The sequence below is a fragment of the Methanoregula sp. genome (assembly GCF_041645475.1).
In the GTDB taxonomy this organism is placed as follows: domain Archaea; phylum Halobacteriota; class Methanomicrobia; order Methanomicrobiales; family Methanospirillaceae; genus Methanoregula.
In genome coordinates this window covers 205591-226643 of record NZ_JBAZQA010000002.1, presented here as the reverse complement: position 1 = coordinate 226643, position 21053 = coordinate 205591, and the positions used below count along the sequence as shown (strand labels likewise).

Annotated in this window: 23 protein-coding genes; 6 read left to right on the top strand and 17 right to left on the bottom strand. The window is 53.0% G+C overall.

Annotation, left to right across the window (positions count from 1 at the left end):
- Nucleotides 1-99: 99 nt before the first annotated feature.
- Nucleotides 100-288: a hypothetical protein gene (locus WC598_RS03035; RefSeq protein ID WP_372959992.1), complete on the bottom strand. Its 189-nt coding sequence runs from the start codon at nt 286-288 to the stop codon at nt 100-102.
- A gap of 183 nt (nt 289-471) precedes the next feature.
- On the opposite strand from WC598_RS03035, the gene WC598_RS03030 reads away from it, so the two are divergent.
- Nucleotides 472-1980 carry an ATP-binding protein gene (locus tag WC598_RS03030; protein ID WP_372959991.1) on the top strand — a complete coding sequence of 503 codons (1509 nt, stop codon included), beginning with the start codon at nt 472-474 and terminating at the stop codon, nt 1978-1980.
- An 834-nt stretch (nt 1981-2814) separates the two neighbouring features.
- On the opposite strand, the gene WC598_RS03025 is transcribed toward WC598_RS03030, so the two are convergent.
- On the bottom strand, nt 2815-3615 hold the full coding sequence (locus tag WC598_RS03025) for a phospholipase D-like domain-containing protein (protein WP_372959990.1): 801 nt from the start codon (nt 3613-3615) through the stop codon (nt 2815-2817).
- A gap of 499 nt (nt 3616-4114) precedes the next feature.
- On the opposite strand from WC598_RS03025, the gene WC598_RS03020 reads away from it, so the two are divergent.
- The 3 genes from WC598_RS03020 (at nt 4115) to WC598_RS03010 (ending at nt 5535) form a co-directional block, all read left to right on the top strand.
- On the top strand, nt 4115-4720 hold the full coding sequence (locus WC598_RS03020; RefSeq protein ID WP_372959989.1) for a DUF1016 N-terminal domain-containing protein: 606 nt from the start codon (nt 4115-4117) through the stop codon (nt 4718-4720).
- Nucleotides 4614-5213, top strand: a complete 600-nt coding sequence (locus WC598_RS03015) for a PDDEXK nuclease domain-containing protein (RefSeq protein WP_372960077.1) — start codon at nt 4614-4616, stop codon at nt 5211-5213. Before WC598_RS03020 ends, WC598_RS03015 begins: the two co-directional genes overlap by 107 nt.
- A 136-nt stretch (nt 5214-5349) precedes the next feature.
- Nucleotides 5350-5535 carry a hypothetical protein gene (locus tag WC598_RS03010; RefSeq protein ID WP_372959988.1) on the top strand — a complete coding sequence of 62 codons (186 nt, stop codon included), beginning with the start codon at nt 5350-5352 and terminating at the stop codon, nt 5533-5535.
- A 135-nt stretch (nt 5536-5670) separates the two neighbouring features.
- On the opposite strand, the gene WC598_RS03005 is transcribed toward WC598_RS03010, so the two are convergent.
- The 8 genes from WC598_RS03005 to WC598_RS02970 form a co-directional block, all read right to left on the bottom strand.
- Nucleotides 5671-6009, bottom strand: a complete 339-nt coding sequence (locus tag WC598_RS03005) for a cupin domain-containing protein (protein ID WP_372959987.1) — start codon at nt 6007-6009, stop codon at nt 5671-5673.
- 70 nt (nt 6010-6079) lie between these two features.
- The gene (locus WC598_RS03000; RefSeq protein ID WP_372959986.1) at nt 6080-6418 is read right to left on the bottom strand and encodes a hypothetical protein; all 339 of its coding nucleotides are present in this window, start codon (nt 6416-6418) and stop codon (nt 6080-6082) included.
- 38 nt (nt 6419-6456) lie between these two features.
- Entirely contained in the window at nt 6457-7350 is an 894-nt protein-coding gene (locus tag WC598_RS02995; RefSeq protein WP_372959985.1) for an Mrp/NBP35 family ATP-binding protein, read from the bottom strand.
- Nucleotides 7351-7392: 42 nt separating this feature from the next.
- Nucleotides 7393-8988, bottom strand: a complete 1596-nt coding sequence (atwA, locus tag WC598_RS02990; RefSeq protein ID WP_372959984.1) for a methyl coenzyme M reductase system, component A2 — start codon at nt 8986-8988, stop codon at nt 7393-7395.
- Nucleotides 8989-9004: 16 nt separating this feature from the next.
- A complete protein-coding gene (locus WC598_RS02985) occupies nt 9005-9151 on the bottom strand; it encodes a hypothetical protein (protein WP_372959983.1) in 147 nt (48 codons plus the stop codon).
- Nucleotides 9152-9328: 177 nt separating this feature from the next.
- Nucleotides 9329-10045 carry a DUF169 domain-containing protein gene (locus tag WC598_RS02980; protein ID WP_372959982.1) on the bottom strand — a complete coding sequence of 239 codons (717 nt, stop codon included), beginning with the start codon at nt 10043-10045 and terminating at the stop codon, nt 9329-9331.
- A 109-nt stretch (nt 10046-10154) separates the two neighbouring features.
- Nucleotides 10155-10514 carry a DUF134 domain-containing protein gene (locus WC598_RS02975; RefSeq protein ID WP_372959981.1) on the bottom strand — a complete coding sequence of 120 codons (360 nt, stop codon included), beginning with the start codon at nt 10512-10514 and terminating at the stop codon, nt 10155-10157.
- Nucleotides 10515-10921: 407 nt separating this feature from the next.
- Nucleotides 10922-11158, bottom strand: coding sequence for a hypothetical protein (locus tag WC598_RS02970; protein WP_372959980.1), 237 nt, complete (start codon nt 11156-11158; stop codon nt 10922-10924).
- A 158-nt stretch (nt 11159-11316) separates the two neighbouring features.
- On the opposite strand from WC598_RS02970, the gene WC598_RS02965 reads away from it, so the two are divergent.
- Complete coding sequence (locus tag WC598_RS02965) at nt 11317-13863, top strand: PAS domain S-box protein (protein WP_372959979.1); 2547 nt, start codon at nt 11317-11319, stop codon at nt 13861-13863.
- A 250-nt stretch (nt 13864-14113) separates the two neighbouring features.
- Here WC598_RS02965 and WC598_RS02960 read toward each other — a convergent pair whose 3' ends face one another.
- The gene (locus tag WC598_RS02960) at nt 14114-14446 is read right to left on the bottom strand and encodes a hypothetical protein (RefSeq protein WP_372959978.1); all 333 of its coding nucleotides are present in this window, start codon (nt 14444-14446) and stop codon (nt 14114-14116) included.
- Nucleotides 14447-14666: 220 nt separating this feature from the next.
- Here WC598_RS02960 and WC598_RS02955 point away from each other — a divergent pair, with 220 nt between their 5' ends.
- On the top strand, nt 14667-15464 hold the full coding sequence (locus tag WC598_RS02955; protein WP_372959977.1) for a winged helix-turn-helix transcriptional regulator: 798 nt from the start codon (nt 14667-14669) through the stop codon (nt 15462-15464).
- Between the two features lie 485 nt (nt 15465-15949).
- Here the strand turns inward: WC598_RS02955 and WC598_RS02950 are convergent, their stop codons facing one another.
- The 6 genes from WC598_RS02950 to WC598_RS02925 all read right to left on the bottom strand — a co-directional run bounded on the left by WC598_RS02950 (nt 15950) and on the right by WC598_RS02925 (nt 21046).
- The gene (locus WC598_RS02950; RefSeq protein ID WP_372959976.1) at nt 15950-16261 is read right to left on the bottom strand and encodes an energy-coupling factor ABC transporter substrate-binding protein; all 312 of its coding nucleotides are present in this window, start codon (nt 16259-16261) and stop codon (nt 15950-15952) included.
- On the bottom strand, nt 16261-16953 hold the full coding sequence (locus WC598_RS02945) for an energy-coupling factor ABC transporter permease (protein ID WP_372959975.1): 693 nt from the start codon (nt 16951-16953) through the stop codon (nt 16261-16263). The genes WC598_RS02950 and WC598_RS02945 overlap by 1 nt, the downstream gene beginning before the upstream one ends.
- A gap of 395 nt (nt 16954-17348) precedes the next feature.
- A complete protein-coding gene (locus WC598_RS02940) occupies nt 17349-17963 on the bottom strand; it encodes an FmdE family protein (RefSeq protein WP_372959974.1) in 615 nt (204 codons plus the stop codon).
- Between the two features lie 124 nt (nt 17964-18087).
- The gene (locus WC598_RS02935; protein ID WP_372959973.1) at nt 18088-18894 is read right to left on the bottom strand and encodes an ABC transporter ATP-binding protein; all 807 of its coding nucleotides are present in this window, start codon (nt 18892-18894) and stop codon (nt 18088-18090) included.
- A 2-nt stretch (nt 18895-18896) separates the two neighbouring features.
- Nucleotides 18897-19970 carry a FecCD family ABC transporter permease gene (locus WC598_RS02930; RefSeq protein WP_372959972.1) on the bottom strand — a complete coding sequence of 358 codons (1074 nt, stop codon included), beginning with the start codon at nt 19968-19970 and terminating at the stop codon, nt 18897-18899.
- A 29-nt stretch (nt 19971-19999) separates the two neighbouring features.
- Nucleotides 20000-21046, bottom strand: coding sequence for a methyltransferase (locus WC598_RS02925; protein WP_372959971.1), 1047 nt, complete (start codon nt 21044-21046; stop codon nt 20000-20002).
- Nucleotides 21047-21053 lie beyond the last annotated feature (7 nt).

Below are 21053 nucleotides of genomic sequence, written 5' to 3'. Positions count from 1 at the left end.
CCCGGATAATCCGGGGCCAGCCCACGCGGCTGGGGCGGCAGCCCCAATGAGCGTCCATCCTCTCATCCCCCCACCCCCAACACTTCCCCCCATCCGCATTCACGCAGCTGCAAGCCCATTCGCCGGAGTTGTGGAATGCCTCGCTGCCGGCACGTCCGGGATCTCCCGGCTGTTGCTAACCGGTTCGAGGTTGATCGTACCCATGCAGGCGATCACCGCATCGGGACTATACTGCGGCGTACAATGTTCTGTACTCTCGTGCGAAAGAAGGACTGGCGGGACGGTCATCTCTGCCTCAGGAAAATTTCGGATCGGTTTTGAGAAACACCGGTAAGACCCCGGGCTTAGTATTTACTGAAGACGGGGAACATGGAGCGTGATGATGAAATCGCACATTATATTAAAAAGCATATTTACCTCAGCCACTCAATATCTTTCATTCACCTGAGCAGGATTCTCTGATCCCCGTTGATGACACGCACGAGCATGACAATGATGGCAACAACAAGCAGGACGATAACAACAATCGGCATATTTGTCAGCAGTGTGCAAAAGGAACTGAATGAGGAGCGGGCGGCAATCCGTGATTACATCAAAACGGATCCGTTGCTCCGAATTTATTTTGAACCATTCCTCTTTGAGGATCTACCGGCACTCGACCGAAAACCTGACGAACTGTATCTGGACGAAGTAGACCGGTGCTCCATATACCTGGGAATTTTTGGTACCGAATACGGCCCTGAGAACAAACAGGGTATTTCCCCGGTAGAACGTGAATTCGGGCGGGCAACAGAGAAGAGCAAATACCGGTTAATTTTTGTGAAGGGTAAAGATGACAGCAAGCGTCATTCAAAGATGCAGAGCCTCATCAGAAGGGCAACACCTCATGTTGTGCGACGGCGTTTCACCACGATTGACGAATTGAAAAAAGAGTTGTATGCTGCATTAGTCCAGTTCCTGTGTGACAGCAAAATTATTTCATGCACACCATTCGATGAATCCGCCTGCCCCGGATCAACGCTCACGGATATCTCCGATGAAAAAGTTGCATGGTTTATCCCTGTTGCAAAAAAGGAACGGGGGTTCCCCCTCAATGCCGGAACCCCGACTGAACAAGTACTAAAACATCTGGATTTACTGGAGGGGAACAAGCCCACCAATGCGGCAATTCTCCTGTTCGGCGTCAAACCCCGTAAGTTTATCCCGACATCAGAGATCAAATGCATGCACTATCACGGAACAGTTGTTGCAAAGCCGATACCTTCTTACCAGATATTCACCGGTTCACTTTTCGATCAGGCAGACCAGGCAACAGATTTCATTCTCTCAAAAATCAATCGTATTGTTCCTCCCCGCGATTCAGCACCGGTCAGTGAAACAAGGTACGAGATCCCAAAAGAAGTAATTCAGGAAGCGGTTGTCAATGCCGTTGCTCACCGGGATTATACCTCGGCTGCAAGTGTGCAGGTGAGTGTCTTTTCAGATCGGATTGAAGTACGAAATCCCGGCAGCCTTCCTCCGGACCTTACGTTCGAAGACCTGAAAATCAAACACAGCTCCCGGCCACGCAATCACCGGATCGCTCTTCCTCTTTATCTCACCCACTATATCGAGAAGATCGGATACGGGACAATCCAGATGACAACCGGATGCAGGGATGCGGGGCTTCCGGAACCCGAATTTTTTCAGAGCGGCGGGGAATTTGTTGTCACACTCTGGCGGAACTGGCTGACAGAAACCGTGCTGGCGGAATTTGGACTATCAGAACGCCAGATTAAAGCCGTCAGATTTGTGAAGGAGAAGGGACGAATAACGAATACAGAATATCAGAACGTGACTGCAGTTCTGAAGCGGGAAGCCAGCCGCGATCTGAAAGAACTTCTGGATAAGGGAATATTCGAAAAGCCCGGAAGTGTTACAGGAAAAGGCACATATTATACATTGAGCAAAGGGGCCTCAAAGGGGCCTAAGGGGCCATAATAAATTTCCTTACACCGAAGATTCTAAAAAACCGGTTTGAAAATAATCGAAAAACCGAAGAGGAAAGGGGCCATAAAGGGGCCTAAGGGGCCAGACCTCAGTCGGCATTATCAGGACGGGAAAAAATGGAACCCGGATGGGACATATGAGACATGCATCAAGCTCAATCCCCGTAGGGGGAAGGGACAGACCTCACTTGATATTACCTTGAGATTGGAATATCGAGAGCACGTTTTTATTTTCACCCTACAAGAAAATGATTGAGAAGGAGAAGAGGAAACAAGTGAACGACAAGCTTGTTGTTATCCAGAAACTCCGGGACAGTATTGTGGATATGAGACGGTAACCCTATTCCCGTAATTTTTCCGGTTCTTTTCATCGACATCATAATATATGACCCTCATATTCCACGTTCTTTTGGCAGTCCCGGGTGCCGGATGGACGTAAATACGGGTAAAAAGGACATCGATTCTATGTACAGTAAGGGCCAAAAGACGAGGTCGATTCCAGCCGTATTTTTGGAAACAGGGTGCAATTTGGGCGTATTTTTGATGGGAACTAAATCCGGGCGATTTACGGGCGTTTCCGGGAGGGGGTTTGGTACGGGGAGAGGAAACGGGGGCCGTATCGGGCATATTTCCATCCCGATTGTGAGATGATGCCATTCGGATTCATCTCCCCCGGGGGCAACCCCGCAACAGCCAAAACCGCGATACAGAACCCGGCCTCCCCCGGATCCCGCTCCAACAAAACGCAGGATCAAAAAATAATTGTCCCTACCCTCAGTATCGGGCGTGACCGTTCCGGAACAATTTCGAATAGACCCGTCGTGCCTCATTTCCTGAAATATTCCGTAAAACAACTCTTGCAGGTAGGCTTTTCAAATGAAATTACGCTCTTGGTATCATCCAATCCGCATCCGTGGCAGAACTTTTCCTTGTATTTTATATTCTTGTACCGGGCCCAGCTTGCATAACATTTATCGCAATACGGCTTTTGCAAATCAAATTTTGGGAGGCCCTTGCCGCACCGGATACAATATGCAGACTCCCCGGTAACGGTGTCAAGAATTTTTGTGATCAGTCCTTTACTAGGGGCTTCCGTTGGTTTGTATGCTGCTTTATGAGGGGGTTTATAGGGGGTCTTTGAAGATGATTCCGCATGATATTTTTGTTGAGGTTCAGCAACCTTTTTTGGGAGCGTCTGAAGTTTCATCTGCGTGCCCATAGTCCGCAATTCTTTTGTTACGTCAGCGAAGATTTCCGGATCATCCTTCCGTGAAAATTTTATTCCCATCTCCCAGTTGTGAGTCTGGGAGTGTTCGTGGAGATTCATTGAGGTGATGATGCCCACATTTTCATTGATGAAACACTTTGTATGGAGGTTCTCGCACTGGTATAATTTGAGATGATTCAGATCCTGAAAAAAAGAAAGATCACCGTCATTGATGTTTGAATCCGGGGGGCGGTATGTTATCGTGATGGGAATATTTTTCCTGTCAATACTGGTAAGATAATTTTTCATCATCGTGGAAATTTTGAGATAGGGCGAGATGATGAACAATTCCTTATCGGTATTTTTTATCAGTTCAGTCAACGATGCCTGAACACCGGGGCCGTCTAAAAATTTTGCCATGTGGTACCAGAACAGGCGTTGAATATACTGATCGATATTCTTTTGGATTTAACATTCTGAATTTGTTTTGGCTTAATGTATTTCGACCTATTTTTTATTTATAGAACCTTATGGGGCCAGCCCACGCGGCTGGGGCGTCAGCCCCAATGAGCGTCCATCCTCTCATCCCCCCGGGGGGTAACCCCGCAATAACCAAAATCGCAATGCAAAACCCGGCCCACACCAGCCGGTCCCGGATCGTAACCCGCTCATCATGCACGAAAGCCCCACTTGAGTGTCCCCTCCCCGCACCCCGGATCACACATCTCGGCATCCCCCAATTACGAAAAATGGTGCAATGAAGCCCTGCCAGTACCTGCCCGGCCGCCCCACCGGTGTTGAACCCGCGGGTTTGTTCTGCAAATAATTCTCACCAATTTTTCCCCGCACTTTCACCCCGTCAACCGGGTTCCTTATCCTCACGAGTACCGACTCACTGGATAAGGAAGTGGATTCACCAATGAAAGCCAGGACCACAACAACGTCACCAGCGAATCTCCCTGAAGGCTACCCGGAATTTATTCACAACCTGAAGAATCGTATCCGGTCAGCGCAGATCAAAGCCGCGGTATCCGTTAACCGTGAACTGATCCTTCTCTACTGGCATATCGGACGGGAAATCGGGGGAAAAGTTGATGCCGGTAGCTGGGGTGCGAAGGTCATCGACACTCTCGCCCGGGATCTCCAGTCGGAATTTCCCGGCACCGGGGGGTTTTCGCGGACTAACCTGTACCGCATGCGGGCATTCTATGCAGCATATTCTGTAACCCCGGCAATTGTCCCACAGGCTGTGGGACAAACCGACAGTTCTCTGCCAGAATCGGTCCTGCATATCCCGTGGGGTCACAACGTAGTCCATATAGAGAAAGTAAAAGATCCTGCACAGCGGGTATGGTATACCTGTCAGGCAATCGAGCATGGATGGTCGCGTGCGATTCTCCATCACCAGATAGAATCGGATCTCTATACGCGACAGGGTAAAGCAATTACGAATTTTTCAGATACGCTTCCTGCACCTCAGTCAGACCTCGCCAAAGCAGACGCTCAAAGATCCTTATATTTTTAATTTCCTGACGCTTGATTCATCGGCACGGGAGCGGGATCTCGAACAGGGCCTGATGGATCACATCCAGAAATTCCTTCTTGAGCTGGGGGTGGGATTCTCTTTTGTCGGTCGACAATTCCTGCTTGAGATTGAGGGTGGCGATTATTACATCGATCTCCTCTTTTATCATCTCAAACTTCGGTGTTTTGTTGTGATCGATCTTAAGATGGAAGAGTTCACTCCGGAACATGCCGGAAAAATGAATTTCTATCTGTCTGTCGTGGATGATCGGTTGCGCCAACCGGGGGACCTGCCATCGATCGGTCTCGTGTTATGCAAAACCAAAAAAAATCTGACGGTCGAGTATGCCCTGCGTGATATGGGGAAACCAATAGGGGTATCAGAATGGCGTACCAGCATTATGGCATCGCTTCCGGAGCAGCTGCGGGGAAGTCTGCCGACTATTGAAGAACTGGAAAATGAACTTTCGGGTAAGTATTCCGTGGATCCATGATACACTCTCACGGAACCTCCCCAACATTGAACCTGACCTTTACACCGTATCGGACCTGAAAGTGCGGTACAAATGAAATCAAAAATTGTTCTCGTCCATTTCCCTTTTTTCCGATCTTTCCGGTTCAAAGCTCCGGATGGCACTTATAATCCATGAAGGTGAACAGGATGTTATTGTGGCATTTATCTCTTCAAAGATTCCCTCATCTCTCCAGGAATCCGATCTGCTCATAACGATCGATCACCCGGCGTTCCGGTCAACCGGCCGGAAAATTTCACCGGTCATAAAATCCGGCAAAATTGCCACCGTATCAAAGACATGAATCAAAAGGTGAGACGGGAGAAATTTTCCCGTGCCTTGCGGATGAATGCAATACCATCATGCATCATCTCTTCAATTTCTGACCCGGGCCCGGTAAAGGCCTTATCTCTCCTTACCCGGACCACCCCGGTAAGTCTCAGAGCAGTTTTGTCTCTTCGGTTGGTTTTGGCACCTTGACAACAAGCACCCGGAACACCGACGTACTCTCGTTTTTCCATGTGTGGGGAATTTTTGCCGGGCTCTCAACCAGCATGTCCTTTCCAACCGTCTTCTTCTCATCCCCGATCTCGACAATGCCTGTACCTTCCAGCACGTAAAAGAAGACATCGACCGGCGTGATATGTTTCTTCAGGGCCTCGCCGGGCTGAAGCGTGATGACAACTGCCATGGCGTGGGGCGTATCATAGATCTTCCGGGCGTCCACATGGTGCGGGTTCGGGCCCGACACTACGGTTGCTACATCAGTAATTTTCATTTTTCCACCATCCGGTATATGCGTCCATTGCGCGGGAGAGAGATAAGAGTATCCGCACCCTTACCCGGATTCACGGCCGGGCTGCCTTTTGCCGTGCCGGCATGGCCAGGGGCAGTAGTTCCGGAAGCCTTACTGGTTTTCCGTTCTTCCGGGTCACAAGATACCGGCATCGCCGGGGATCCGAAACCCGGGCAGTATCCACCGTCTCGATCCGCACCACGATATACGGGAACTGCACGAATGACGAATACTTAAGCCGGCGCAGGAAGCCGGAAACGGTGTTGCACTGGTAGCGGGTCAGGCTGAACCGGTCCCGCAGCTCCTGAACGGTTACCCACTGCGCCTCAGCGGCCTGCTCCTCCATGAACTGCTCCAGCAGTTCCGGTATGCCGTTATATTTTCTCATCATGGGTTGCGAGCGAACATTTTTGGCCGGGGATACGGCAGTTACGCCGGATCGGTCTCAATTTCGGTGACCAGGTTCTTCATAACGGCATCCACCGCCCGCCACGTGGGGGAATCTGCATGACGGAGGATATACGGGCGGCCCTCGTCGCCGGCTTTTACCATTGCCGGGTCAAGGGGAATGGCTCCGAGGAAGGGGACAGCGAGATCCTCTGCTGCCTTCTTTCCACCACCGGCCCCGAAGAGGTTGACGATCTCCCCGCAGTGGGGACAGGCCATCCCGCTCATGTTCTCGATGACCCCGATGACCGGCAGTCCCAGTTTCTCAATGAACTTTGCCGCCCGCATCGCGTCCATGACCGCAACATCCTGGGGAGTGGTCACGATGACTGCTCCCCGGACGTTCGGGGCCAGCTGGGCAATCGTGAGCGCCTCGTCCCCGGTTCCCGGAGGGAGATCCACGACAAGGTAATCGAGGGCACCCCAGTGCACTTCCGAAAGGAACTGCTGGATGGCCGTCATCTTCATCGGCCCCCTCCAGACCACCGGCGTGCTCGTGTCCGGGAGCAGGAATGCCATTGAGATCACAGAGAGATTACCGGTCACATGGACCGGCTCGATGGCATGTGCAAGAACCGCCGGCCTCTGGTCTTCGATGCCCAGCATCTTGGGAATGTTGGGTCCGTGGAAGTCGAGGTCGAGGAGGCCGACCCTGCTGCCATGCGAAGCAAGTGCAGAGGCAAGGTTCACCGAGACCGTGGATTTTCCAACCCCGCCTTTCCCGCTTAAGACAAGGATGACGTGCTTTACGTCGATCTTTGCTTTCGGGGGCAGCCCTTTTGGGGGTGCGTGGGGTTGTGCGGACGGGCAGGTATCGCAGTTGTCGGTGCAGTTCTCATCGCAGGCTTCTTCTTTCTTTGCGGGTTTTGCAGTCATAGTATCCTATCCGGAAAAATGGGGAGATCTCGTCTCCCGGTATCAGTCGCACTTCTCTTCTTCGGTGACCTGCGCGAGGATGGCTGCGGTCGGGCCGATGTCGATGATTTTGCCGCCCCGCATCAGGGCCAGCCGGTCGCAGATGTCGCGCACGAAGTCCATGTCGTGCGAGACAATGATGAACGTCTCGTCCATCTCGTCGCGGGCATGCAGGATCGAATGTTTCACATCCTGTTTTGTTATGGGGTCCATCGTGCCGGTCGGCTCATCGAGGATCACGAGGCGGGGTTCCCGGATAAGCACCTGGGCAAGGGCAACCCGGTGCCGTTCGCCGTCCGAGAGTTCGCCGGGGAACCGGTTCAGGATCTCCCGGGATTTTTCTTCCGTGAACCCGGCCATCCGGAGCGTTACAACCGCTTTTCTTATCGCGAGCTCCTTCGGGAATTCCAGCCCAATCGAATCGGTGAGGTTGTCAAGCACGGTCCGGTGGGGGAAGAGATCGTACTCCTGGTGCAAAAGCCCGATGTACTCCTTGGCCCGGCCCCGCTGGTCGATGCCGGGCTTTGTCATATCCACCCAGTCGTCGCCAATCAGGACGTTCATCTCGCCGCTCGTGGGCTCGATGATGCCGGAGATGATCCGGGAAAGGGTGGTCTTACCGGCCCCGCTCCTCCCGATAATGCCGAAGATCTCCTTCTTTGCCACATCGAAGGTTGCCAGGTTCACGGCTTTCACCACGCCCCGGTCCACCGAGATGTAGCGCTTGGTCACGTCCCGGGCAGAGAGGATCTTCTCCCCCAGTTCCACCGGGATTTGCTCCTCGATCTCGTGATAGTCTTTCGCAAACGCACGGATGACCGTCTTTGGCGATCCGATGGCTGCGATCTCGCCATCCACGAGCAGCATCGCACGGTTCGCCATGTCCTCGATCACCTGCGAGAAGTGCGAGGTGACGACCATGCCCATGGCGTTCTTTTTCGCAGCCCCGGTAAGCATACCGTGCACGAGCCGGGCAGTCTCCGGGTCGAGCGTTCCGGTGGGTTCGTCGGCAAAGAGCATGGCCGGGTTCTTAGCCAGCTGCCGGGCGAGCACGACCCGCTGTTTCTCGCCGCCGGACAGGTCGCGGGCGATATGCATCATCCGGTGCGAGAGCCGGACCTGGTCGATCAGGTCGGCAGCCCGGTTGATCGCAAGCTCCTGCGGGTAGCGGATGTCATCGAGTGCGTGCAGAACGTTCTCGATCACCCGGTCATCGCCGTAAAGAGCGAAGGTCCGCTGGAACATGATGGCGGTCCGGCTCATGACCCGGGACTTCATGCCATTAGAGGTCTCGTCCCAGAGATCAACATCCACAGCAGCGAGCTCGCCGCCGCATTCGGGACATTTCTGACCGGCCCGGCTCTGGACGTCCATGAAGGCGCAGCGGTTACAGGCTGCCATGTGGTAGACAATGGAGCCTTTCGTCGGGGGCTGTTCAACACCCCGGAGCAGGTGCATAAGTACGCTTTTGCCGGCCCCGCTCCTGCCGATGACACCCATGATCTCTCCTTCAGGGATCTCGAAGGATACGTTTTTTAAAACCCGCGTGTCCTCAAAATCCATGCAGAGATCGTTGACGCTGATGAATGGTTGTGGCATGATGTATTGTCCCTTACTATTCAGTCCGTTTCTCGTTCTTCTCAGAGGATTCTTCGTTGAGGATACGGCGCCCGCATCCCGTGTCACCCGGTGTGCAGGGCCCGCGACCCCGCCCGATTACCCGGCCCCGTTTCAGCGGCCCGTTCCCGTCAAAGTTCGGCATGGAAAACCCTCATGATTGCTCATATGGAATTATTACGCATATGAGCATAAAGATTTAAGGATCCGGTACAAAAAAAGAACTCTGAAGAAGAACTCCGGATGTGCATCTCCCGGACGCCACCTTTGGCTCCGGCACGCCGGCGTTTCCTCTTCCGCTACGACACGGGTCCGATACGATCTATTTTGAACCCGGCGCACCAACTACGATCTTCAGCGCTGCGGTGATCTCGGGAAGCATCTCGGCCGGGAATCCCATCACCATTTCGTCATCAGTAATCCCGGAGAATTTTCGCGAACCGTCACACCCGAGCGAGAAATTTGCATGCCCGGTTAAGTAGGTCTGGGCAGTTGCATCGGAACAGACTGACTGGATCCCGGAGAATTCAGCCGAAATCCTCCCGCCCAGCCGGAAGAGTGTACTCTGGGCAAGTTTGAGCATGTTCCGGGGGGTCGTCACGATCATAATGACGTGCGGGGTGAACGGCGTCTTTTCGAGCGGGGAATACAGGGTTGCATACGTATCCCCGGAGCCAAGGTGGGGAACCCTGTCGATGGTCCGTTTGCAGGCCGCAGCGCTGTCGTATTTTCCGAGTTTGAAGTAAAAGTCGCCGGTCTTTAATGTTGGCGTTATCTCTTTGAGACCCAGTGCCCAGGCCCCGCCATTACATTCGTGTTTTCCGGCAGGTGCATAGAATATTTTTCCCTCGCTCCGGGCAAGGTTCACCATGGTGCAGTGCCTTATGATCCTGTCGAGTTCATCCATGCCTGCCGGAATCTCTTCCTTACTTGTTGCGAACTTGACAGCCACCGGGGAACCTTTCAGGCCCAAAACGTTTTTGAGGGTTTCCGATGCCTCGACATAATTCACAGGGATTTTCATAGGTTCGTTGCTCATATTTCTGCCTCGTGCTCCTCGTATCAGGAGCGGTAATTACCCATATGAGCGAAAATACTTAAACATTGGTAAATGGACAATAACAGCTGCTTCAGATGAAAAAAAAATCTTACCGCGGGCACTTCGGGCACCGGCCTTCCGCCGCTTTGGTGCAGCCGGCCATCTCGATACCTTTACCGTTGACGAGTGCATCGGCAATTTTGCGCCTTGCCTCATGAAGATCGCGCCACGCGGTCTTGCGCGAGACCCCGAGTTTTTCCGCCGCCTCTTCCTGTTCAAGCCCTTCAAGGTCGATGAGCCGGATCAGTTCAATCTCATCGGGCTGCAATGAGATGCCCTGTCCCTCCAGTTCAGGACAACAGCAGGGCTTGTAGCAGCGGGATTCCGGGTTACCGGCAATCGTGCGCCTGAGCCGTGGCCTTCCCCGTCGCGGGCACTCCGTTCCCTCCGTGGTTTCGTCCGCTGCCATAGCCGGTTCCTGATTATATACTGTATCCGGAATAGTATAACATGCTTGCCGGGCCTATCGGGCGGATTCCTTTACATCGGTGCCATGATGCGGTCTTTGGACCGGACGTTCCTGTACAAGATATTTCTTGATGATCCGGTAGGGTGGACGTGTGTCCTGGAATTTTTCCATGCGTGCCACCCTGTACCGGCAGGATACGAACGGCCCGTGATTGATTTTACTCAAGAAGCCGGAAATTGCCGGTCCGTCGGATTCTCCCAGATGAAAATAGGTACGGATCTCCTGCACCGTGAGCCATTGTTCAGACCGGCCGGAATCCTCCATATACCGCTCCAGCAGTTCAGGGAATTCCGGATGTCGGGTCATGGCAGATTCATTTGTGGCAAGGGAAAAGAGAGTGGTGATTCTTACTGGCACCGGGGCCCGTGGCCGCAGCGGGTACGGGCCTCTTTTGCGGCCGTACCGGATCCGCAGCAGCAGGAGTTGCCGAATTTTTGGGGAGACGTGCATTCATCCCGGTGGCTTATGCCCTCTTCATGATTCTCATGGGTTTCACCACATGCGCAGGTGTGGAGGGTCGTGGATTTCTTTTCAGTGCTGGATTTTATGGAATCGCTGGATGCGGGGTGGGTATTTTTGGGCATATGTTCACCAACCGTACGGTTGTCGTACGATATTTACTCATATGCGCATAAATCATTTAAAGGATTGCACCCTGACAGTTAGTATAAAGACGGGACAAGTTTTTTATTCCCGTTGTCAATAACAGACCATTGGCATCAGGACCTTGAAGTGATATCCCATGAACCAGTCTCTCATCCCAACCCTGCAGAAAAGACCAGCGTTCCTCGCGGGTATCATCGCTGCCATCTCAGCAGGAGTCCTGGTTCTGAACGGCTACGGGCTCACTATCGGGATCACCAATGTCCTTCCGCATCTCTTCTATATTCCCATCATCCTCACGGCATATTTCTTCCCCCGCCGGGGAGTAATCTTCACCTGCGCACTCTCGGCCATGTACTGCGGCATGACATTCATCCTGAATCCGGTCTTTCCCGGACAACTTCTTTTTGCGGCAGGACGGATCGTACTGTTTATCCTGATTGCCGCGGTGGTCTCGTTCCTTGCCCTGAGGATACAGGAGAGTGAGCGGCAGTTTCGGGGTGTGGCTGAACGGAGTTCCGATATCATCCTGCTCACAGATTCTGAAGGACGAGCGCTGTACGTGTCCCCATCGGTCCGGAGATTGGGATACGATCCCGCGGAAATTACCGGCAGGATGCCCCAGTCATTCATTCATCCGGATGATATCGGTGTGCTGCAGAATGCAGTCCTGCATATTGCCCGAGACTCTGCTCCCGAAGAGATCATACTCCGCATGATGAAAAAGGAGGGGGATTATGCCATCATTGAATTCAAGGGTTCCCCCATCATCCATGCAGGGAACATTACCGGTATTCAGGTTATCGGGCGGGACATCACGGAGCGGAGAAAAGCAGAAGATGCCCTTCGCGAGAGCGAGGAAAAATACCGGATGCTTGCGGACTATACCTATGATTGGGAATACTGGATAGCACCGGACGAAACTATCCGTTATACCACGCCCTCCTGCGAACGAATCACCGGGTACACCTGGCGGGATTTTGCACAGGACAAGGATCTGATCAAAAAGATCATTCATCCCGATGATATCCACGCGCTCGATCACCACATGTCGCAGGGGCTGACAAGGCAGCAGCCCGGCGTTGTTGATTTCCGCATCATTCATCGGAACGGGGATATTCGCTGGATCGGCCATGTCTGTACGCCGATTTACGATGCCCAGGGGAAATTCATTGGCAGGCGGGCCAGCAACCGGGACATTACCAGCCGCAAGCGCGTGGAATATGACCTGCGGGATGCCAACCGGCGCCTCTCCGACATCATCGGTTTTCTTCCTGATCCCACGATGGTTATCGACAAAGGTGGGAAGCTCGTTGCATGGAACCATGCCATGGAGAAACTGACAGGGATACCCGCGGCCTCAATTCTCGGTAAAGGAGATTATGCCTACGCGGTCTGGTTCTATGGAACATCCCGGCCGGTTCTGATAGACCTGGTGCTGCATGATCAGCAGGATGAGATAAAGCAAAGGTACCCGAATTGCCATCGTCAGGGGCACACGATATTTTCCGAGGTTCAGACCGTACGACCGGATGGCACACGGATCGATTTCTGGGTTACAGCAACGCCCCTTTTCAACCATAACAGGGAGACGGTTGGAGCAATTGAATCGCTCCGGGATGTCACTCACCAGAAAACGATAGCCCGGGCCTTGCGGGAGTCGAAGAACTATCTCGATGCCATCATCAACACTATCTCCGATCCGGTCTTTGTCAAGGATCGTGGGCATTGTTTTGTGACACTGAATGACGGATTCTGCAGGTTCGTCGGCCACAGCCGTGAAGAACTCCAGGGAAAAACCGATTATGATTTCTTTCCCAAAGACGAGGCAGACATTTATCGCAAAAACGATGAGGTGGTATTCAGCTCCCGTATGAACAACGAGAGCGAGGAATTCCTGACTGACTCGCAGGGTAACAGACACACGATTGTCACCAAGAAATCCCTGTACATCAATGGGGACGGCGAGGAATTCCTTGTCGGGATCATCCGGGACATATCCGAGCGGAAACAGATGGAGACTGCCCTCCGCGAGGTGAACAAGAAACTCAACCTCCTCTCCAGTATCACAAGGCACGATATCAACAACCAGTTATTCTCCTTAAAAGCATTCCTTGAACTCTCGAAAGAATCCCTTGATAATGCTGCAGAGGTTTCTGAATACCTCCTCAAGGCTGACCGCGCGGCGAGTGCGATTGAGCACCAGATAGTCTTCACCAGAGAATACCAGAACCTCGGTGTGAAAGAACCGGTCTGGCAGAATCTTTCATCCTGCCTGAAATCAGCAGTTGGAGCACTTCCGATGAGGGATATCAGGGTTGTTGATGAGATTGCCGGTCTGGAGATTTTTACCGATCCGCTTTTTGAGAAAGTGTTCTACAATCTCATTGACAATGCTCTTCATTACGGGGGCCCGGCTATGACCACGATCCGGTTCTCCCACCAGATATTCGGCCAGAATTTAACGGTCTCTGTTGAAGATGATGGTCTTGGAATAACCGCTGAGGATAAGAGACGGCTCTTTGAACGGGGCTTTGGAAAACACACCGGCCTCGGGCTTTTCCTCTCCCGCGAGATCCTCTCGATCACCGGCATAACGATTACAGAAACCGGGGAACCGGGAAAAGGGGCCCGGTTTGAGATTCATGTGCCTGACGGAACCTGGCGACGAACCGGCAGTTCATAACGATTCCCTCTCATCCGTACCGGAACGGACCCGGAGGTTCAACCGGTTGGAATTACCCGGGTTGAATTTCCAAACGGATAATCTCATTTTCTGTCTGTACCGGTCATTCTCCGGTACTCGATATCCCTGAAGTCGTCAGGGCCATAAGAAGAAAGGATCTTGGTCGCATCCATTACCCCTGCGATTCGCAGGCACGAAAGACCGACGCATTCCAGGGAAAAATGGGGGGTCCGGATTTCCGGAACAATGTTCAGGGCGTTGTTACTGCACCATTTTTGCATCCGGTGCAGGCACCATCGTGAAGACGGCCCATGGACCCGGTGTGTTTCTGTCCGTTCGTACACTGGCCGTCCTGGGAACCACAAGTGCAGTTTTCTCCGTTCTGCTGTCCGCCATTACGGCACTGGATCTGGCTTCCCGATCCTGCTGCACATGACTGGTTCGCGCAGTTCTGGCCATCCTGCAGGTACTGCCCCTGCCCGGGAGTCGAACCGTTGTTCTGCCCTCCGAATCCTGCTGCCATGACGGTAGCAGGTACGAGGACGAGTGCGAGAATCGCACAGATTACAAGTTTTTTTATCATGGTTGATTTCCTCCATTAGTTGCCGGCCCGCAGAAATTTTCATAATTCTGCTATCTGCCGGTCCTGCATCATCGGTCAACAGGAGAAGATAAACCATTTCTCGGACACACAGCTACATGTTTGCGTTTTGGAGGGAGGGGATAAAAAACGGTTCTGTCGCCGGTTTACTGCCTCATTCTCTCGTCTTATATATCACATCAGTACCATGTCCTGAGCAACAATGAAATCCGTAATCTTCGTACTTGCTCTTCTTATGCTTGCGCTCATTGTGCTTCCTCTGGCGCCATACAGCGGCAGCTCTGTTGGTGTTGTGCAATCCACGGATGGCAGCGGAGAGTGCTTCGCATGCCGGAACGGACACGGCATGGCCGGTGCGATGCCTGATGCCAGAAATGGTATGATGCGGGGAGCAGGCACTGCAATGCCATCTACACCAGGTGCCCGTCATGGTCACGAACGTCCTGAAGGGTCGCAGGTACAGCAGGAACTCCAGCGTGACCCGTTTGACTGGAATACACCGGTTCGCGCGATACGGTTCCACGGATACCGCAGGCTGTCTGGGAAAAATATTCTCGAACACGAGAAACGCCAGCTCATTTACACCACGATTCTCATGAACCCCGGCATCGAGATCCCGGCACTTGCCACCCTGACCGGTATCAATCTTCATACCCTGCGCTATCACCTGGGATACCTTATGCATATGAAAAAGATTGCCTGTAGGGAGCAGGGCGGGGGGTACCATTTTTTTGAGAATCACGGGAGGTATAACCCGGCGGACCAGCAGCGGATCCTCTACCGCCGACATCCTACAACCTGCCGGATCCTCACGGTCATCGGGGAGAACCCCGGTATCACCCGGGGGGAGATTGCTGCCGATCTGGGGCTTGCCGGTCCCTCCATTACCCGCTGGACCCAACGGCTGATTGGCGAAGGCGTCGTGACCGAAGTCCGCGACGGTCGCCGCGTTCATTATTACCCGGTGCAGGAATCGGGCAGTACGTTAGTAAACACATAACTTTTGCCGTCCCACAACCTGCATACTCCTTTTTTTTTAACTGAATACTAACGGTTTTTTCTGGAATAGTGCGATTATCAGGTTAAGACGGGGTTACTTGCTCCACAAAACCCGGGTTCACAAAAGTCTCGTGTTCCTGTTTTAAGGGAAGACCTGGGTTCTTCCGGAAGAAAGCAGCTGACGCATGGGAAAAAATCAGAGATATTAATGGATTCAAATAGATCTGGCTGAAATGACTTCGGGTAACTCAAAAAATACTTGTCCGGATTATTCCGGCAGATCACACAGCTATTTTTCAGATGCCCGGAAACACGTTTTGATAGTCCGGAAATATTTCCAATGCAGGAGCAGGCGGATGATGAGCAAGACAGAAAAAGGCAAAACTCGTTATATTGGGATAAAGAACCCCATCGTGCCGGGTTATTCCCACCCATGATCCTGAAGAGATCCATAGGAAATAAGATGATGAAAATTGAGGAATCAGGTTATGAGACCTTCCTCCCGTGTGCCTGGCCAAACCAGAAACCAAATACACCTCCAACCAGAATCCCGCCCACTGCTGCCTGAAGGGCAAAGAGGCAGGCTTCAATTTCCCCGCTTGGGGGTTCCCACTGGGGAACCAGGGGCTGGAAATTTTCCAGGGGGATACCCGAGAGTTTTGCGATAAGTCCTGAACCAACATTGTCAGAACCGGCAAATTCCGCCCCGCTCATGGTAGCGCTCGTGTACAGGAACAATGCGCAGAATGCAACAATTGCAATCCCGGTGAGAATCTCAAGCAGGTACTTGTATGCCATCAGATCTCACTCCGTGCAGCTTCGATCTTCTTTTCGGAGAATATTCCCAGTCGGATCAGGATATCGGGCTTAAGCGCCACGATGTATTTGAATACAAGTGTCAGGACAACGCCTTCGACAATCGCAAGAGGGATCTGCGTTACTGCGAATATGCCCATGAACAGGATGAATGACGTGGCAAAACCTCCGGTCTCTGCGGGGTAGGCAAGCGCCAGCTCCAGCGACGTTGTTACGTAGGTAAACATATCAGCAAGAGCGGTTACGAGAAATACGGTAATGTAGACATTTACCGAAGTGTCCCGGAGTAACCGGTATATGCAATACCCAACAAGGGGTCCGACAATTCCCATGGAAACGATGTTGGCTCCGAGAACCGAAAGCCCGCCATGGGCAAGGAACAGGCTCTGGAACAGGAGAACAATTGCACAGACTACTGCCGTGATCCAGGGTCCAAACGAGATCGTCGAGAGCCCGGTCCCGGTAGGGTGGGAACAACTGCCCGTGACTGACGGGAGTTTTAATGATGACAGGATGAAAATAAAACCGCCCGTCACGCCAAGCAGGGGAAGTGCCTCCCGATCTGCATCCAGAACTTTTTTCAGTTGCCATATTCCGAACATAAGGCAGGGCAGTGCTATGATCCACCAGATCACGCACCACTGCCACGGTAGAAATCCTTCCATGATGTGCATGATAATACAGGATCAACTTAACTTGCTTTAACTAAATAAAATTTGCTTAGTTGTTCAGGGATTGAAGATTTTACGAGGGGTCAGAAAAAAACCGGCCTTCATATTCGCGTTCCGGCAGGAGTTCCATGTGCCGGATGGGGCATAAGTCCGGGGAATACCGGTCCCGATTCCAGGGCCATTAATAGCCATTATAAGGGGTCGTTTCCGCTCGTATTTTACTAATACAGGGTTAAATTTGACGTATTTTCCACACAAACCGAAACCGGCCGTTTTACGGGGTTTTCCAGAAGGGGACGATCCCAGAAAATGCGAATCGGAACCCGTATTGGGCTTATTTTCCTTAAACGTTCAGACCCTCCTGGCGGCATACCGATTTCCCAACAGAGGGGATCCTTTCACCACCCTCTGCCGTACTCCCCGGCACAGGGTATGCAGACAAATTTCCCGTCCCGGACCCGGGCCCGGTGTTCGGCAACCATCTCGCCACAGCTTGCACATTGAACAGAAGCGAAGATCTTTGCCCGCACGGGAATTTCCGGTTTGACTTCCCCAACAAGGAACAATTCCTCAACCGGCATCCGGAGGATCGTGTCGATGACTCCAGCCTGTCGCTCGTGGAACTCCATCTGTTCAGCGGGTGTTGCAGTTCCGGCCATCACTTTTTCCCGGAGTGCTGATGCCACCGGGTCAATGCGCTGGACAACCGGTTCCGGTCTCTGGACCAGGCGGATAGCGCGGTTATATTTCCGGTCAATGAACGTGTAGGCGTGTTTACCGAAGTCCTGCAGGATCAGGTTGCCTTTTCCCACCGAGCAGCCCGCAACCAGCTGGATCGCATCAACCCCGCAGGCATCGTTCTCGACAATACAGACAAGTTCTTCGTCATCGGAGCGGCCGGCCCTGAGGGCATCCATCGCGTACTCTGCTGCACGGTAACCGAGTGCAAGCCCCGGGCAGGCATGCCCGTGAAATGCTACGGCTTCGTCATAGGATTTTATGGATTGAGTCATAGGATCATCTGATTAGTCTGTTCTTTTTTTTGCGTGAATTACTTTGTTCTCTTTTACTTTCAGGAAAATGGGATTAAAAAGATTGTTTGAAAATTTGAGGCGATTTTTAGAGAAATCCGGGGATTCACATGCCGATCACCGTCCTTTTGGAAATCCCCGGTGATTCCGGAACATCCCCGGTATCCGCATGCGGGACAACCACATTCCTCCCACCCCAGCGCTGGATCGCTACCGGTACACCGTACACCTCTTCGATCAGTTCCGGCGTGATCACCTCTTCACCCCCCGCTGCATAGACCATGCCCTCTTTGAGCAGGACAAAACGGTCGGCGTAGTGCAGCGCGAGATTGAGATCGTGCATGGTCATAAGGGCCGTGAGATGGTGAATGTGGACAACCGAGCGGATGAACCGCATAATCTCGTGCTGGTTCTTCAGGTCAAGGCTGCTGGTAGGTTCATCAAGCAGCAGGACCCGGGGCTCCTGCACCAGCGCACGGGCAATGACAATCTTCTGGAGCTCCCCGCCACTCATTGCATCCACATGCCGGAGCGCAAGAGCGGACAAGTGGAGCTGTTCGATAATCGCCTGGACTTTCAAGATATCATCCTTGTGCACATTCAGGCCAATCCACGGGCGCCGGCCGAGCAGGATCGCATCGAACGCAGTTACCCGCGGGGGTTCGATGTGTTGCGGGACATGGGCGATCGACCGGGCGATCTCCATCCGGGATAAGGAAAGTATGTCCCGGTCTCCGAGCATAACTGCACCGGTATTTGGTTGGAGCATTGCATTCATGCAACGTAAGAGGGTGGTTTTACCGGCTCCGTTCGGCCCGAGGATTGCCACAATCTCATCCGGCCGGGCTTCGCACCGGATATCCCTGAGAACCGTTTGACTATTGTACCGGAACGAGAGATCCTGTACGCTCATGATCATAACGATTTCCCCCGTATCAGCAGGTACATGAAAAGCGGGGCTCCGAGAAATGCGGTGAGCACACCTGCCGGGAGCACCGCGGGTGCGATGATGATACGGGCTACGGTATCCGCACCGAGAAGGATGATCCCCCCGACAATACAGGAGCCGGGAAAGAGGAAACGCTGATCGTCTCCGATGATGCGCCGCACTAAATGAGGACTGACAAGACCGATGAATCCGATAATGCCGAGGAACGAGACTACGACTGCCGCTATTAATGATGAGAGGAACATTGCCACGGTCCTGATGCGTTCTGCATTGACCCCGAGGCTCTTTGCCGTTTCATCCCCGCTGTCAAGCGCATTGTAGTCCCAGCGTTTTATCGTGAAATAGACAACGCAGGGTGTGATAACGGCAACAATGATCAGAAGATCGCTCCATGTTGCCCGCCCCACATCGCCGAACGTCCAGAATACAATCGCAGCTATCTGTTCAGCGCTGGAGAAATACTGGAGGAACGTTGTGCCTGCAGTGAACAGCGCGGCAAGCGCGACTCCCACAAGGATCATCACTTCAGGAGTCGTGCTCCGGTATTTTGCCACCAGCAGGATTACCGAGGTTGCCACCAGCGATGACAGGAATGCACATATCGTTACAAGGTACGGGTTGTTGACCACAATTGCGTCCGATATAAGGCGTCCGATTGTACCTGCACCGAACATGGTGATGGCAACAGCAGCCCCGAATGCCGCTGCCTGGGAAACTCCCAGCGTGTACGGAGAACTCAGCGGGTTGCGCAACACAGACTGCATGACAACGCCGGCGGCTGCAAGACCGATACCGCATACTGTCGCGGCGATTACCCGGGGAAGCCGGATGTTCCAGATGATCATCTCGGCATTTCCTGTTGAGGGATAAACCAGCGTCTGGACCACATCGGAGAAGGGGATCATGACACTTCCCACCCCAACAGAAATGAATGCCAGAAGGACCAGGACAATTGTACACGTGCTGAGGAACAGGATCTTTTTCCGGATATAGCCAGTATATGCCCCGGGTTCTTTCACGGCACTGATATCAAGATGCATAGTTCACGTCCGCCCAAACGGCCGAATGGTCATGACGTTACCTTCTCGGCAATGGTCATGGCCGATTGTGCATCGATCGGAACAATTTCCCGCACAACAAAACCGTGGACTGACAGCAACCGGTTATATTCCGCAACCGGTACGCTGTTGGCAAAGACGTACCGGGCTGCCTGTTTCTGTACGCCTTTAAAGGTCCAGAGATTCCATTCAAGACTGAGCCAGGGATCGAACGCTGCATCATCGGTTGCCTGTTTGTTGATGAACAGGCCACCCGGTCTTATGGCATCGGCAATTTTTGGGATCAGCTCTGGTACCCTGCCCCCCGGATTTGATGATGAGAAGATGATATCATATCCGCTTCCTATGGGATCTTTGAAGAAATCTCCTGAAAGGACACTTACCCGGTCAGCACGGTACCGGCTGATGAAGTCCCGTGTGACTCCCGTTACGGGAGGAAGATCGAAAACAACGGCATGCAGGTCGGGATTTTTCTGGCAGAATGCAATTGAGTACAGGCCGTGACCCCCGCCCAGGTCAAGCAGCTTTTTTGCAGAGGAAAATTCCGGGACCGCCTCGACGCGTGCAGTCACCTGCCGGAGGAGCCCGCACCGGCAATGCTCCGCCATGGAGGGGATGATAACATCCCGGAACATCTGCGCACGGTCGCAGGTTACCGGGCCGTCTCTGGCAATCCGGGGGAGATCCGCCCAGAACCCGGCCAGTTTCCGCTGGAATACGATTGCATGCTGCTGAGAAAACGGGGCATCCTCAACCAGTAACTCCAGCGTGATCCCGCTGTCGCGGTACTGTTCCTTTGTCTTTTCCAGCAGACCAAGGGAGACCAGCCCCTCGCAGATGAGCGTGACAATCTCCGGCCTGCATCCCAGTGCCAAGGCACATTCCGGCCCGGTCTTGGGCTCACGGAGAACCTTGAACAGCCCGAGATCGAGGGCTGCCATCACCGCATGGTACTGGCGCACTCCCGCAAGCGCCGGGTCGAGGAAGGAGAGCGGGTTTGCCGGGGATATGCCCGGCACTGCCGAAAGATCAGGAACCGGGAGCGTATTGTCGCACATCGCCGCA

Coding starts and splice junctions, on each gene's coding strand:
- WC598_RS03035 (WP_372959992.1), bottom strand. CDS start 288: ATGACCGTCCCGCCAGTCCTTCTTTCGCACGAGAGTACAGAACATTGT.
- WC598_RS03030 (WP_372959991.1), top strand. CDS start 472: ATGACACGCACGAGCATGACAATGATGGCAACAACAAGCAGGACGATA.
- WC598_RS03025 (WP_372959990.1), bottom strand. CDS start 3,615: ATGGCAAAATTTTTAGACGGCCCCGGTGTTCAGGCATCGTTGACTGAA.
- WC598_RS03020 (WP_372959989.1), top strand. CDS start 4,115: ATGAAAGCCAGGACCACAACAACGTCACCAGCGAATCTCCCTGAAGGC.
- WC598_RS03010 (WP_372959988.1), top strand. CDS start 5,350: ATGGCACTTATAATCCATGAAGGTGAACAGGATGTTATTGTGGCATTT.
- WC598_RS03005 (WP_372959987.1), bottom strand. CDS start 6,009: ATGAAAATTACTGATGTAGCAACCGTAGTGTCGGGCCCGAACCCGCAC.
- WC598_RS03000 (WP_372959986.1), bottom strand. CDS start 6,418: ATGATGAGAAAATATAACGGCATACCGGAACTGCTGGAGCAGTTCATG.
- WC598_RS02995 (WP_372959985.1), bottom strand. CDS start 7,350: ATGACTGCAAAACCCGCAAAGAAAGAAGAAGCCTGCGATGAGAACTGC.
- atwA (WP_372959984.1), bottom strand. CDS start 8,988: ATGCCACAACCATTCATCAGCGTCAACGATCTCTGCATGGATTTTGAG.
- WC598_RS02985 (WP_372959983.1), bottom strand. CDS start 9,151: ATGCCGAACTTTGACGGGAACGGGCCGCTGAAACGGGGCCGGGTAATC.
- WC598_RS02980 (WP_372959982.1), bottom strand. CDS start 10,045: ATGAGCAACGAACCTATGAAAATCCCTGTGAATTATGTCGAGGCATCG.
- WC598_RS02975 (WP_372959981.1), bottom strand. CDS start 10,514: ATGGCAGCGGACGAAACCACGGAGGGAACGGAGTGCCCGCGACGGGGA.
- WC598_RS02970 (WP_372959980.1), bottom strand. CDS start 11,158: ATGCCCAAAAATACCCACCCCGCATCCAGCGATTCCATAAAATCCAGC.
- WC598_RS02965 (WP_372959979.1), top strand. CDS start 11,317: ATGAACCAGTCTCTCATCCCAACCCTGCAGAAAAGACCAGCGTTCCTC.
- WC598_RS02960 (WP_372959978.1), bottom strand. CDS start 14,446: ATGATAAAAAAACTTGTAATCTGTGCGATTCTCGCACTCGTCCTCGTA.
- WC598_RS02955 (WP_372959977.1), top strand. CDS start 14,667: ATGAAATCCGTAATCTTCGTACTTGCTCTTCTTATGCTTGCGCTCATT.
- WC598_RS02950 (WP_372959976.1), bottom strand. CDS start 16,261: ATGGCATACAAGTACCTGCTTGAGATTCTCACCGGGATTGCAATTGTT.
- WC598_RS02945 (WP_372959975.1), bottom strand. CDS start 16,953: ATGCACATCATGGAAGGATTTCTACCGTGGCAGTGGTGCGTGATCTGG.
- WC598_RS02940 (WP_372959974.1), bottom strand. CDS start 17,963: ATGACTCAATCCATAAAATCCTATGACGAAGCCGTAGCATTTCACGGG.
- WC598_RS02935 (WP_372959973.1), bottom strand. CDS start 18,894: ATGAGCGTACAGGATCTCTCGTTCCGGTACAATAGTCAAACGGTTCTC.
- WC598_RS02930 (WP_372959972.1), bottom strand. CDS start 19,970: ATGCATCTTGATATCAGTGCCGTGAAAGAACCCGGGGCATATACTGGC.
- WC598_RS02925 (WP_372959971.1), bottom strand. CDS start 21,046: ATGTGCGACAATACGCTCCCGGTTCCTGATCTTTCGGCAGTGCCGGGC.